This is a genomic window from Clostridium cylindrosporum DSM 605, from assembly GCF_001047375.1.
In the GTDB taxonomy this organism is placed as follows: domain Bacteria; phylum Bacillota; class Clostridia; order Clostridiales; family Caloramatoraceae; genus Clostridium_AB; species Clostridium_AB cylindrosporum.
This window is the reverse complement of sequence record NZ_LFVU01000003.1, coordinates 148,289-161,074: the sequence shown is the minus strand read 5'-3', so window position 1 is coordinate 161,074 and position 12,786 is coordinate 148,289. Positions and strand designations below refer to the sequence as shown.

The window sequence follows — 12,786 nt, the reverse complement described above, 5'->3', positions numbered from 1 at the left end:
TGTGTAGCTGACTGATACTAATAGATCGAGGGCTTAATCTTGATTAAGTTCAAAAGAATGCTGTGCAGTTTTCAGAGAATCATCTCTGGAACTAAGATATTTGGGGGTATAGCTCAGTTGGGAGAGCACCTGCCTTGCAAGCAGGGGGTCAGCAGTTCGAATCTGCTTATCTCCACCACATGGGTCTTTAGCTCAGTTGGTTAGAGCAACCGGCTCATAACCGGTAGGTCCGGGGTTCGAGCCCCTGAAGGCCCACCATATAAGGCCAAATAGCTCAGTCGGTAGAGCAGGGGACTGAAAATCCCCGTGTCGCTGGTTCGATTCCGGCTTTGGCCACCAAAACCTAGTATGTAAGTACTAGGTTTTTATTTTTTATGAGATGTTCTTTTCAAAGAATACTATTATGTTTATAATTAATATTAAGCGTATTATCTAACTTAATTTATGGAGGAGACTATATTTTGAGGATAAATAAATATATAAGTGACACTGGAATATGTTCAAGAAGAGAAGCGGATAAACTAATACAAAGTGGAAAAGTAACCATAAATGGAAAAAGAGCAGCTCTAGGTGATAGTGTAGAATATAATGATAAGGTTTTAGTAGACGGAAAGCCCTTAAAAGTAAAATCAAAAAGAGTGTATATTGTACTAAATAAACCTGTTGGCATAACCTGCACTACAGAACTTCACATAAAAGAGAATATAGTAGATTTTGTAGGGCATAAAGAGAGAATATTTCCAATTGGAAGACTAGATAAGGATTCAGAGGGGCTTATAATATTAACTAATGATGGAGATATAGTAAATAAGGTTTTAAGGTCAGAAAATAACCATGAAAAGGAATACATAGTAACAGTAAATAAATTAGTAACGGATAAATTTATTTCTAATATGGGAAATGGAGTTAATATAGAGGGGAAATTAACAAAAAAGTGTAAAGTAGAGAGGATTTCAGACTATACTTTTAGAATTATATTAACAGAAGGAAGAAATAGGCAGATTAGAAAAATGTCAGCAGCATTTGGTTACGAGGTTAAGAAATTAAAGAGAATAAGAATAATGAATATACTTTTGGGAGATCTCAAAAAGGGTAAGTGGAGAGATTTAACAAAGACTGAGTTAACAAGGCTATTCAAAGATATTGATTATAATGTAGAGATTCCTTAAAAACTTGACTCTATAAGTTATATAGGGTAAAATTTTTATGAATTAGAATATAATTTGTTGTAAAAATATTCAATAATATGGGGCTTAGAACTTAGCTGTATACTGGGCTCTATTTATTTTGTGTTGTTTAAAATACTATAAAATGTAGGTGATTATATGGAAAAGGATATAATGGAAATAGAACTTCAAAAGATTAAATCAAAGCTGTTATCTCCAATAAGAGAAGATTACAATCTAAAAGATTTTCTTAATAACATGACAAAGGACGAGCTAATTTCTATAAGAAAAACTTTAGGGGTTAAGGGGACAAGTTCTTTTACAAAACCTCAATTAATAGAAAGACTTAATGAGGTAATAAAAGAGAGTATACCTGATATATTACATAATATAACAGAAAAAGAATATTACATGCTTCTTATTATGATTCCGAAAAATGGAATAACACTGATTAATTTAGAAGATAAAAATCAATTAGAGATGATTGTAAGTCTTAGAAATTGGGGAATAGTTTATACTGGTAAAATTAATGATATGTTATTTGCCTCAATCCCTCGTGATATTTTCGGAGACATAAAAACTTCTATAGAAGACAAAAATGTTTCAGATTCTATAAGTAACAGACAAAAATGGTTAAGAGCAGTTTCAGGACTTTTGTATTTTTATGGTGCACTTGAAAAAGAAGAACTATATAACATGTTAATAAAGTTACTTGAAGAGGAAAAATCATTTGAAGAGTTTAGTAGAATAGTTGATATAGTTTGCAAAAATGGAAAGCTTATAAAGTCTGTGGATAATATATATTATTATTATAAAGTAGAAGATCCAAAGACAATTGTTGATGCACATAAAAAATCTCCACTTGAGTATCTAAATTTAGATATTAAGATTATTTATACATTTGGAATGGAAGATGCATTTAACTATAATGATTCTAACTATGCATTTTATGAGTTTTTAGTTAATAACCATAAGATGCTGCCACTTGATGCTGAAGCTTTAGTTAGTGAATGTGTATTTAAAATAAATAATGGATATACGAACCAGGAAGTAGTAAACTTTTTAAATACTTCTCTAGAAATAGATATACTTGATGAAAAAACAGTGATTAATCATATTGATGCCTTAGCACAAAATAACCCTCTTTGGACGTTGAAGGGAAATGCTAAGTCAGATATTTTAAAAGCATTAGGAAGAAATGATGAATGTTTTTGTGGTAGTGGGAAAAAATATAAGAAATGCTGTGAAGGTCGCTAATCAAATAACCTAGGCTTATGCTTAGGTTATTTTTTATGATATAATTATTGAATATACTTAAGAATATGAAGGAGAGTTACATGACGAAAATTACTTTAAAATCAAATATAAGAAAAAGAGTAGAAAAGGGACATCCATGGGTTTATGATAATGAAATAGATAAAATAGAAGGTGAATATTCAAATGGAGATATTGTGGATGTTCTAAATCCAAAGGGAAAGTTCATAGGAAGAGGATATATAAATGATAACTCAACAATTAGAGTTAGAATAATGACAAGAAACCCTAAGGAAGAAATAAATAGAGAATTTTTTGAAAGAAGAATAAAAAGAGCTTGGGAATATAGAAAAAAAGTAGTAGATACTTCAAGTTGTAGAGTTATATATGGTGAAGCTGATGAGATGCCAGGTATTATAGTAGATAAATTTAATGACTATTTATCTATTCAAACATTAACATATGGTATTGATCAATATAAAGATATTATAGTAGACATTTTGAAAGAAGTAATCGAACCTAAGGGTATATTTGAGAGAAATGATAATAATGTTAGAGAACTTGAAGGGCTAGAGCAATCTAAGGGAATTATATATGGAGACTTTGAACCACACACTATAATAAGTGAAAATGGAATAAAAATGCATGTCGATATTGAAAATGGACAAAAAACAGGGTACTTTTTAGACCAAAGAGAGAATAGACTTGCTATAAAAGATATAGTTAAGGATGGGGAAGTTTTAGATTGCTTTTCTCATACAGGGCCATTTGCTATGCATGCAGCATACTTTGGCGCAAAAAAGGTTACTGCTGTTGATATATCTGAACATGCAATTGAAACAGCAAAGGAAAATGCAAAACTTAATGGGTTAACAGATAAAATAGATTTTGTATGTGCTAATGTCTTTGATTTACTAAGAGAATATCAGGAAGAGGGAAAACAATTCGATGTAGTTATACTTGATCCTCCAGCGTTTACAAAGTCTGCAAAGAAAATAAAAAGTGCATATAAAGGATATAAGGAAATTAACTTAAGAGGAATGAAGCTAGTTAAACCAGGTGGATTCTTAGTAACAGCATCATGTTCACACTATATGTCTAAGGAACTATTTAGGGAAATGCTTCTTGAATCTGCAAGGGATGCTAGAAAGACTATCAGAGAAGTAGAGGTAAAAACTCAAGCTAAGGATCATCCATATCTTTGGAATTATGAAGAATCTTTATATTTAAAGTTTTTCATTTTAAACGTTTTATAAAGGTAAGTAGGTGTTAAGATGATAGAATTTAAAAATGATTGGGAAGTCTATTTAGCTGAAGAGTATAATAAGGATTATTATCAACAGCTTAGGAATTTTCTTGTTAAAGAATATAGTACAAAGACTATATATCCGAATAAGTATGATATTTTCAATGCAATTCACTTTACATCATACAGTGACACAAAGGTGGTAATACTAGGTCAGGACCCCTATCATGGACCTTCCCAGGCACATGGACTTAGCTTTTCTGTAAATACTAGTGTTAAGGTACCTCCTTCTCTACAAAATATTTATAAAGAACTCCATAATGATATTGGATGTTATATTCCTAATAATGGATACCTAAAGAAGTGGGCAGATCAAGGGGTAATGATGCTTAATACCGTATTAACAGTTGAAGCGGGTAAACCAAACTCCCATAAGGGAATAGGTTGGGAAATATTTACCGATAAGATTATTGAGACAATAAATATGAAAACTGATCCTGTTATTTTTATTCTTTGGGGTAAACATGCACAGGAGAAAGAATCATTAATAACAAATAAAAGTCATTTAATAATTAAATCACCTCATCCTAGTCCCTTTTCAGCTAACAGAGGCTTCTTTGGAAGTAAACCATTTTCTAAGGTTAATAATTTCTTGAATTCTATAGGTAAAGAAGGAATTGACTGGCAAATAGAGAATGTTTAGACTATGAAAACTATTATATAGAAATAAAAACCTCTTAATGATATAATGTTTTTTAATATATAACTTTAAGCTATATTAGTGTAAATAGGTATCCCTAAAAGTTATATAAGAATTAAAGGATATTATGTATATAAGACAGTTTAAAGATGGAGTTTATTGACTGTAAGGAGTTGATACAATTTGAAATTATGTTCAGTATGTAATAAGAACTTAGCTGTAATATTTACTACTAAGTTTGAAAATGGTGAAAATAAAGTAGTAGGTATGTGCGTAGAGTGTGCAAAGGACTCAGGTATACCTGTTATTGATCAAATAATGCAACAAAGTGGAATAACAGAGGAAGAATTAACTAATATAAATCAACAAATGGACACTATTTTTAAGGATTTAAATCTTGATGAACTTACAGATAGTAATTTTTTCTCATCACTTTTAGGGTCATCATCTAATGAAGGTGACTTAGAAGAACCATCTGAGGAAACAGTTAAAGAAGAGAATAATAGTAAAAAGAGCACTAAGAAGGATAGGAAAAAAGATAAAAAGACTAAAAATTTAGATACCTATGGTGTAAACTTAACTAACCTAGCTAAGGAAGGTAAAATAGACGAAGTAATTGGAAGAAGTAGGGAGATCCAAAGGGTAGTACAAATTTTAAATAGAAGAAGTAAAAACAACCCAGTTCTTATTGGTGAACCTGGGGTTGGTAAAACAGCTATTGCAGAGGGCCTTGCTTTAAGAGTTAGCAAAGGTGATGTGCCAGAAAAGCTTAGAAACATCAAAGTATATCTTTTAGATTTAACTGCTGTTGTTGCTGGAACTCAATTTAGAGGACAGTTTGAAGGAAGAATGAAGTCAATTATTGATGAGGTTAAAAACAGCAATAGAGAGATAGTCGTGGTAATAGATGAAATTCATAATATAATGGGTGCAGGAGAAGTTCAAGGTGGTGCAATGAATGCAGCTAATATCTTAAAGCCTGCATTAGCACGTGGTGAAATTCAAATTATAGGAACAACTACACTTGATGAATACAGAAAAAACATAGAGAAAGATTCTGCACTTGAAAGAAGATTTCAGCCAGTTTTAGTTGAGGAACCTACTATTGAAGAAACTGTAGACATAGTTCGTGGAATAAAGAATTATTATGAAAATTATCATAAAGTTAATATTTCAGATGACGTTGTAAAAGAAGCTGTTTTATTATCAGAAAGATATATTAGAGATAGATTTTTACCTGATAAGGCTATTGACGTTATAGATGAAGCTGCATCTAAGGTAAACCTTAAATCTAACCAAATTACTCAATTAGCTAGTGTAACTGATAAGCTTCATGAAACCATGAATCTAATGGAAGTTGCTAGAGAAAATCAAGACTATGAAAACTTAGCAAACTATAAGATGGAAGAAATAAAGCTAAAAGATAAAATTAAGTCATTAAAGGACGAGATAAAAGAAATTACACTTACAATAGAAGATGTAGCGGCTGTAGTAGAAGAGTGGACTAAAATACCTGTTCAAAGAATTACAGAGGGCGAAGCAGAAAGGCTTCTAAATCTTGAAAATAGAATTAAAAATAGAGTCATAGGACAAACAAAAGCAATTGAATCTTTATCAAGGGCTATAAGACGAAATAGGTCTGGATTTAAGAAGAAGAAAAAGCCTACATCATTTATTTTTGTTGGACCTACAGGTGTTGGTAAAACTGAACTTGTAAGAACACTTGCACTTGAACTTTTCAATAGTGAAGAAGCTTTAATTAGAATTGACATGTCTGAGTATATGGAAAAACATACAGTGTCTAAGTTAATAGGTGCACCTCCAGGATATGTAGGCTATGATGAAGGTGGTCAATTAACTGAAAAAGTTAGAAGAAAGCCCTATTCTGTTATTCTTTTAGATGAAATGGAGAAGGCACATCCAGATGTATTTAATATGTTACTTCAAATACTTGAGGATGGAAGATTAACTGATAATCAAGGCAAAACTGTTTCATTTGAAAATACAGTTATTATAATGACATCTAATGCAGGAACTAACTTTAGAAGCTCTGGTATAGGATTCTCTCAAAGTGAATTTGATAGATTAGAACAAAGTGTAAATGATGCTTTAAAGGAACATTTTAGACCTGAGTTTTTAAATAGAGTGGATGAGGTTATTATATTTAACTCATTGTCTAAGGAAGAATTAAAGCAAATAGTAAATATTATGCTTGATGAAGTAATAAATGATGCTAAGGATAAGGATATAAATATTAGTATTACTGAAGACTTGAAGGATTACATCCTAAAGGTAGGCTATGATGCCAAATACGGTGCAAGACCTTTAAGACGTGCTATACAAAGACATATTGAAGATAAGGTTGCAGAGGAATATCTAAAGGGTAATATTAAAGAAAATTCAAATATAACAGTTGATTTAGTTGATGAAGAAGTTGTTATAAGATAGTTAAAAGGCTGTAGATGTATCTACAGCCTTTGGTTTATAATGATTCATATGTTTCTTTAAGTAGAAGGGCATCATTTTCTAAAATAGGACTTTCACAAATTATACACCCCTTAGCGTTAAAATCCTTTAGAGCCTTTATACAATCTTTAAAATTAAAATCACTTTCGAGGAATGGAAGATGATTTTTTTCTCCCTTAGGTCCATAATTTATACCAGACATATGTATATGCATATCTTCAATAGCATCTCTCGATAGTTCTTTTTCGATGTATGATAAAACATTATAAAAATCTTTATATCCCTTAAGTCCACCATTTTCACGTGCATGAAGATGTGAAAAGTCTATACATAATTTACAAGTCTTTATTTCTTTACATATTGCAACAAGTTCAGTTAAATCACCAAATTGTGTTGGTTTCCCAGTAGTTTCAAGTCTATAATCTACACCAATATCAGGTAAAAGAGATAGATTATTTAAAATTGTTTCAAATGTTTCTTCCTTTGAGTCTTTAAGATAAAATCCAGGATGGAATACAAGGCTTCTTCCTTCTACTTTTTTAAGTGCATTAGCACCATTTACTATACGCTCAATTGACTTATCCTGCTTTTCTTTTTCGTCTGCATTAAGGTTTATGTAGTATGAACCATGGGCTGACAAATAAAAGTCTTTAGATAATTTTTCTGTTAAAATGCCATCTTTATTCTTATCAGTTACATTTACACTTCTAACAAAGGGAAGTTCCATTGCCTCAAGGCCTATTTTATTAAGGTGTTCTATACCTGACTTATAATTAAATTTTGTATTTTCATCTCCAAGTGGAAGTCCTGATATACCAAATAATAATTTGTCCATATAATAATCTCCTTTTATATTTAATTTACATATATTCTATCAAATATTCATTTTTACTTCTATAATGGTTACAATATAATATGTAGATAAATAGAGGAGGATATCATGAGAAAATTAAAGCTAAGGATTAAAAACAAACTTACATTAACGGAAGCACTTAGAATAATAAGATTTTCCGCTGAAAACCAAAGAAGTGTAAATCAAGGAGTTATAGATATAATAAAGAAAAGTTTTAACTTTAATGAAAAAGATTATATATATATAAAGGCAGAATTTGAACTAATATTATTAAGTCATAGCGTTGACCATATTCTAAGGTTATTGCAGGAATTTAGGGTTTTAGAAAAGTTAATACCAGGACTTTCTAGGTGCTATGGATTTAATCAACGTAGCAAGTATCATAACAAAGATGTTTTTGAACATATAATTTCGGTTACATCAATTGTACCTAGAGATATCACTTTAAGACTTTGTGGAATTCTACATGATATAGCAAAGCCTATATGCTTTACTATGGATTCTAAAGGGAATGGTCATTTTCCGAATCATGATGCATTATCTGCAAGTATGGCTAGGGATATTCTTAAGGGCTTTGGATATAGTGAAGATGTTATAGATAAGGTATACCTCTTGGTAAAGAATCATATGAAAAAGTGTAAAGTAGCTAGTAAGGAGAATTTAATAAAGTTAACAAATCTTGTAGGAAAGGACAATGTTATAGATCTTTTAGAGCTACAAATAGCAGATGACTTGTCTAAAAACCCAGAATATGTTAATGTAAAGCCTCTTGTATGCTTATACAAAATACAAAAAAACATAAACTAAGGCTACTTAGAAGTTATAGTGCTTCTAAGCAGCCTTAGTCGCTATTTAAGTTTTATCTTTTCAAATAATTCAATTAAGTTTTCTATAAGCATAGAATTCGTCATTGCACCAACGCCACCTGGAACAGGAGTAATTAGAGAAGCTTTCTTAGAAACATTATCAAAATCTACGTCTCCACATACTTTTCCATCAATTACGTTTATACCAGCATCAGCTATGATTACACCATCTTTAACCATGTCCTCTGAAATAAGACCTGCCTTACCAGCAGCAGCTATTATTATATCAGCTTCTAGTGTATGCTTCTTAACACTTTTTGTATGAAGATGGCATAATGTAACTGTGGCATTTTCTATTAATAGAAGTTGGGATACAGGTTTACCAACAGTCCTACCTGAACCTACAACAACAACTTCTTTACCACAAAAGTCAACGTTACTATCTTTAAGAGCACGAATTATACCTTTAGGGGTACAGGGAACAACACTCGGTTCTCCCATAAAGAGCTTACCAAGGTTTTCGGAATGTACACAATCAACATCCTTTAAAGGAGAAATTGAATTAGCTATTTTATTTTGGTCAAATTCATTAGGTAGTGGGAATTGTATAATGATTCCGTGGATACTATCTTCTTTATTTAATTTATCTAGCTCAGAAATAAGCTCTTTCTCTGTTATATCACTTTCAAACTTACTAATGTGTAGGTTTACAGAAAGTTCATCACAGGTTTTCACAATACTTTTAACATAGGAAACAGAGGAAGGATGATCTCCTACTTGCACAATTTCAAGATGAGGAACTTCACCATATTGATCATTTATTTTCTGTATTTTGTCTATAAGGGACAATCTTATTTTTCGTGATAATTCTTTACAGTCAATAATACTCATTATAGACCTCCTTGATTTTAATTTGATTATTGTTAATACTACAATTTTACTATTCTTGAAATAAAGCTATAAATTTTATTATTAACAACTTTATGGCATATATTTATTATTATATACATTTTAAGTTAAATTAGCAGTTGTATTGTTAATTTTACTTTTACAAATAAAATTAATCTATAATATAAATATGTATATAATATTAAATTAAGTATATATTTGTATTTTTTATAGATGCAATAGTAATTTATGAAAAAAATATAAAAAAAGTTTCTAAAATATGTTGACATTATATAGCGAAGTATATATAATAATTATTGTGAGCTGAGCGAGTAATCGCAAAGACAAACAGTTGGGTTATCGCCAAGCGGTAAGGCACGGGACTTTGACTCCCGCACGCGTAGGTTCGAATCCTACTAGCCCAGCCAATATGAGCCACTAGCTCAGTCGGTAGAGCACATGACTTTTAATCATGGTGTCCAGGGTTCGATTCCCTGGTGGCTCACCAGAAGTCAAGGATTATCCTTGGCTTTTTTTATATTCACTATTATGAAGCATACTAATTTACGTAAGGTTGAATAGATATTATACCCATATAAAAAGCATAAAATTTATGATAATATAATTGGTATACAATAGCCTAAACAAGTTTTGGTATTAATATGTATAAGACATAAGAGTGAGTATCTTTTAAATACACTCAATAATTCATATCTATAAAATTCATTAAGCTAATTAATTCTACAAAGTAAATCTTAATAAAACTTTTTATATATAAAAAATAATAATTAAATTATATATATTATAATTAGGTTTATAATGCTATATTAATAAGATATCTTTTAAGTATGTATAAATTAATTTTGTAAAAATAATAATTATTAATAAATAATTATTGCAAATAAATAAAGTTTATGATATATTATAAACATAAAGAATAAGAAAACAAAAACTTTAGGGGGGACTTAAATAATGAAAAAATTTGTATGTTTAGTTTGTGGATATGTTCATGAAGGAGATTCAGCACCTGAAGCTTGCCCACTATGTAAAGCAGGAGCAGATAAATTCCAAGTTAAGGCAGAAGGACAACTTGTTTACGCTGATGAACATAAAATAGGAATAGCAGAAGGAATCGATGCTGAAGTTCTAGAAGGACTAAAGGCAAACTTCATGGGAGAATGTACAGAAGTTGGTATGTATCTTGCTATGAGCCGTCAAGCAGATAGAGAAGGATTCCCAGAAATAGCTGAAGCTTACAAGAGAATAGCTTGGGAAGAAGCGGAACATGCTGCTAAGTTTGCAGAACTTCTAGGAGAAGTTGTAACTACAAGCACTAAGAAGAATCTTCAACTAAGAGTAGACGCTGAGCACGGAGCATGCCAAGGTAAGAAGGACCTAGCTACAAGAGCTAAGGAACTTAACTACGATGCTATCCATGATACAGTACACGAAATGTGTAAGGACGAAGCTCGTCATGGTTCAGCTTTCAAGGGAATGCTTGACAGATACTTCGGAGATAAGTAATTAATAGGGCCTGAAACCCTTTATATAGCACAACCGGATTATAACCGGAGGCAAAAAGGATGATTATTTAGTTAATCATCCTTTTTTATTTTTCTTATATATAAGTAAATAAAATATTTAATCATGGACTTTACTTTATGAAGATATATCACAAAAGGCTGAAATTACGAACCTAACAACTACAGTAGGAACTAAAGCACCTAATACAGATAACATTAAACTAACAACTGCTAAAGAGGTTACAGGTACGATAAATGAACTTTTTACAAATGCGAATAATGGGAAATCCTGGTAGCTAGCGTTGTTGGAAGTCCACTATTGGCTACACATACATTCAAACAACAATCAGATAAAGTACAAGGTATTAAAAATAAATTATGAAATAATTTGGTAGCTAATGGAGTAACAGCCAGTAGTACAGAAAGTTTAGAAGGAGCGGTTTTCAAGGGTGAATATATTAAGATTGTTGAGTATAAAGATAGGGTTAGAAAAGTATTATTTTAATAATGGAAATTGGATTTTAAATTAAATATGTGGTATTTTATGGTATATGAATAATTTTGTGATGGAGTGATATATATGAATACTATATATGATAAGGTAAAAGATATACATTATTTATTAAAGTACACACCTTATGAGGATAAATATGGTCTCTATACAACTAATATACTATTTACTGCTATTAAAATTGTAGATGTATATCATACAATTTGTATTGCAAGAGCTAATCTGCATTATATGGATAATGATGATTATGGGAATTTTGCGAGTGATGAAATAAGTAAGTTATTTGTAAATACTTTATTAATACAGAATGCTTTAATTTATTATAATTTTGCGATAGACTATAGTTGGCAAGTAATGTGGTTATATTACAGTCCTATGATAAAAGACATGATGCCAACTAATGAACTATATGAAAGCACTATAAAAGAATGCGATTATCAAAAGCTTAGATTAAGGTTGACTTTGGCCAATGAATTCAAGTTAAGAAAATTTTATTTAGAAAACTTTTTTGAAAATAATAATACACAAGAAATTAGGAAACTATATAACTTTATAAAACATAGAGGAACTGTACATTTTCCAGGTTTAGGTATGAATGAAAACAAGGCTAGTGTAGGTCTTTTTGGAATGGAAATGCCACTTATTTCTAGAGAAAGCATAGATCCTGATAAATTAAAAAATCAATTGATAGATTTGGATAATATGTTTGTAGAATATTTTGAAGAAATAATAGGTTTCTTAATACCATCTGAATATTTGCTTAATGGAGATGGAATAAGATCTTGTATTAATTATTATCAAAAATATAAACATGAATTAAAAGAGTATAACAAAAAGTGGAAGTGGTAAAAACTTGGTATTTACAATATTAGAGTACAATCTAGCATTGATATTGGTTCTCTATAGAATTAATTTAAATGACAAATATAATAATCTCATAATGGTAAAGATACTTTTAGGAGGTGTTTGTTTTGTCAGAAGTAGAGGATTTACTAAAAGATGTTGAGATCTTAAGGAAAAAACTATTGTATCTAATTGACAAAAAACAAGGTGATTTGGTTGATGAAGAGATAGTAAATTTAAGTAAGGTTTTAAATGCAGCATTAAATCAATATAACAAAGTTTTAGAAGAAAAGTTAAATCAATGATAGAGCTATTGAAGGCTCTTTTTTTATGCCTATAAATGACAAAGAACGTACGTTTTGAGGTGGTGAAATAGTAATATAATTAAACTAACAATGTTGTAAAATCATATTTTTAGTTATAAGTGATATTATCATAATTGATAATATACTATAGACATTTACTTGAGACAGTATTTATATAGAAATGATAATTTGATATAATATATATTACCATATAAAAGATATTAA

11 protein-coding genes and 5 tRNA genes are annotated in these 12,786 nt (G+C 30.2%); 14 read left to right on the top strand and 2 right to left on the bottom strand.

Going from position 1 to position 12,786, the window contains the following annotated elements; translation table 11 throughout:
• Positions 1-102: 102 nt before the first annotated feature.
• From CLCY_RS02170 to CLCY_RS02135, 8 genes are all read left to right on the top strand, one after another.
• Positions 103-178 (top strand) — tRNA-Ala (locus CLCY_RS02170).
• A gap of 3 nt (positions 179-181) precedes the next feature.
• Positions 182-258 (top strand) — tRNA-Ile (locus tag CLCY_RS02165).
• A gap of 5 nt (positions 259-263) precedes the next feature.
• A tRNA-Phe gene (locus tag CLCY_RS02160) sits at positions 264-339 on the top strand.
• Positions 340-461: 122 nt separating this feature from the next.
• The gene (gene rluF / locus CLCY_RS02155) at positions 462-1,169 is read left to right on the top strand and encodes a 23S rRNA pseudouridine(2604) synthase RluF (protein WP_048569493.1); all 708 of its coding nucleotides are present in this window, start codon (positions 462-464) and stop codon (positions 1,167-1,169) included.
• Positions 1,170-1,325: 156 nt separating this feature from the next.
• The gene (locus CLCY_RS02150) at positions 1,326-2,423 is read left to right on the top strand and encodes an SEC-C metal-binding domain-containing protein (protein WP_048569492.1); all 1,098 of its coding nucleotides are present in this window, start codon (positions 1,326-1,328) and stop codon (positions 2,421-2,423) included.
• 80 nt (positions 2,424-2,503) lie between these two features.
• A complete protein-coding gene (locus CLCY_RS02145) occupies positions 2,504-3,676 on the top strand; it encodes a class I SAM-dependent rRNA methyltransferase (RefSeq protein WP_048569491.1) in 1,173 nt (390 codons plus the stop codon).
• An 18-nt stretch (positions 3,677-3,694) separates the two neighbouring features.
• The gene (locus tag CLCY_RS02140) at positions 3,695-4,369 is read left to right on the top strand and encodes a uracil-DNA glycosylase (protein ID WP_048569490.1); all 675 of its coding nucleotides are present in this window, start codon (positions 3,695-3,697) and stop codon (positions 4,367-4,369) included.
• Positions 4,370-4,549: 180 nt separating this feature from the next.
• The gene (locus CLCY_RS02135; protein ID WP_048569489.1) at positions 4,550-6,814 is read left to right on the top strand and encodes an ATP-dependent Clp protease ATP-binding subunit; all 2,265 of its coding nucleotides are present in this window, start codon (positions 4,550-4,552) and stop codon (positions 6,812-6,814) included.
• A gap of 34 nt (positions 6,815-6,848) precedes the next feature.
• Here CLCY_RS02135 and CLCY_RS02130 read toward each other — a convergent pair whose 3' ends face one another.
• Positions 6,849-7,667 (bottom strand): TIM barrel protein, encoded by an 819-nt coding sequence (locus CLCY_RS02130; RefSeq protein ID WP_048569488.1) that lies wholly within the window; start codon positions 7,665-7,667, stop codon positions 6,849-6,851.
• A 105-nt stretch (positions 7,668-7,772) separates the two neighbouring features.
• Between CLCY_RS02130 and CLCY_RS02125 the strand changes: the two genes are divergently transcribed.
• The gene (locus CLCY_RS02125; protein WP_048569487.1) at positions 7,773-8,492 is read left to right on the top strand and encodes an HD domain-containing protein; all 720 of its coding nucleotides are present in this window, start codon (positions 7,773-7,775) and stop codon (positions 8,490-8,492) included.
• A gap of 41 nt (positions 8,493-8,533) precedes the next feature.
• Here the strand turns inward: CLCY_RS02125 and CLCY_RS02120 are convergent, their stop codons facing one another.
• A complete protein-coding gene (locus CLCY_RS02120) occupies positions 8,534-9,382 on the bottom strand; it encodes a bifunctional 5,10-methylenetetrahydrofolate dehydrogenase/5,10-methenyltetrahydrofolate cyclohydrolase (RefSeq protein ID WP_048569486.1) in 849 nt (282 codons plus the stop codon).
• 350 nt (positions 9,383-9,732) lie between these two features.
• Between CLCY_RS02120 and CLCY_RS02115 the strand changes: the two genes are divergently transcribed.
• From CLCY_RS02115 to CLCY_RS02095, 5 genes are all read left to right on the top strand, one after another.
• A tRNA-Gln gene (locus CLCY_RS02115) sits at positions 9,733-9,807 on the top strand.
• 4 nt (positions 9,808-9,811) lie between these two features.
• Positions 9,812-9,887, top strand: a tRNA-Lys gene (locus tag CLCY_RS02110).
• A gap of 464 nt (positions 9,888-10,351) precedes the next feature.
• Positions 10,352-10,903 carry an NADH peroxidase gene (locus CLCY_RS02105; RefSeq protein WP_048569485.1) on the top strand — a complete coding sequence of 184 codons (552 nt, stop codon included), beginning with the start codon at positions 10,352-10,354 and terminating at the stop codon, positions 10,901-10,903.
• 579 nt (positions 10,904-11,482) lie between these two features.
• Complete coding sequence (locus tag CLCY_RS02100; protein WP_048569484.1) at positions 11,483-12,262, top strand: hypothetical protein; 780 nt, start codon at positions 11,483-11,485, stop codon at positions 12,260-12,262.
• Between the two features lie 113 nt (positions 12,263-12,375).
• Entirely contained in the window at positions 12,376-12,561 is a 186-nt protein-coding gene (locus tag CLCY_RS02095; protein WP_242844926.1) for an aspartyl-phosphate phosphatase Spo0E family protein, read from the top strand.
• Positions 12,562-12,786: the final 225 nt, after the last annotated feature.